At 36.8% G+C, this 1,015-nt stretch carries 1 rRNA gene; it reads left to right on the top strand.

Annotated elements, in window-relative coordinates:
• Positions 1-155: ribosomal RNA gene (locus tag DWZ45_RS14395) — 23S ribosomal RNA — on the top strand; the annotation flags it as partial.
• Between the last annotated feature and the right edge of the window lie 860 nt (positions 156-1,015).

Genomic DNA, 1,015 nt, shown 5'->3' with positions numbered 1-1,015 from the left:
CGCTGAAGGCATCTAAGCGTGAAGCCCCCCTCAAGATGAGATATCCCATACGCAAGTAGTAAGACCCCTTGAAGACGACGAGGTAGATAGGGCAGAGGTGGAAGTGTAGTAATACATGAAGCTGACTGTTACTAATCGGTCGAGGGCTTAACCAAAAGGATATGGTTAAGGATTGGATAGGAAAGAGGAAGTTATTTCCTGAAGGATGGAAGATAGAGAGTAGAAGAAATTCAATGTGCAGTTTTGAAGGTATATAAAGAAGACCGTTGTACAGAAATGTATGGCGGTTTTTTTGTGTAATAGGGAATTCCAATTTGACAGATATTCCTTAAGTTTTTCATAATGGCGCTGCTGGACTGACTTTCGATGTCCTTTACCGGCGACAAACGTTGTTTCATCCAACTGCCAGATTTCTGCGTATTTCGATGCGGCTTCCTTTAAGTATTCTGGCGAGTATTCTATATTAATACTGAACTTTATCCCCGTGTATTGAAGCTCAAGATTAATTTCCTGAAACAGGGAAGTGAGCTTCTCAAACAGGCGGTATCTGGATTTTTCAGTCGCTTTCTTCCATACCCATTATTAAAATTATATATTATGTACAGTTTTGAAAAATGGCACACCGCAATCTCGTTACTGTAGTGTTTGGAAAGAGAAGAGAGCAAATAGTTGTATATATGATAATAGAAGAAAATGGCGCAAAATAAATCAGCGGCATTTCCGCAAGAAGGATCAAAATAAGCTGGTGGGAATGCTATTGATTTTTTAATTTAGTATGTGTGAAATAAATAGAAATGACAAAATATTCTAAAAAATCACAACAAAATAAAAAGAATAACAAATATAGAAAAATCGTTGACAATCCTTGGAAACTCTGGTATCATAACATACGTCCTTGAGACAAGGGCAAATCAATCGAGGAAATAAGAGCGGAAACGCAAACGGGTTTCTGAGAAAGATTGAAAATAAAATAAAAAAGTTGTTGACAAAGTCAATTGCTTATGATAGTATAAAT

It is taken from the genome of Clostridium sp. AF32-7AC, from assembly GCF_003477925.1.
GTDB lineage: Bacteria > Bacillota > Clostridia > Lachnospirales > Lachnospiraceae > Otoolea > Otoolea fessa.
The sequence above is the reverse complement of the archived record's forward strand: the minus strand, read 5'-3'. Positions and strand labels throughout refer to the sequence as shown.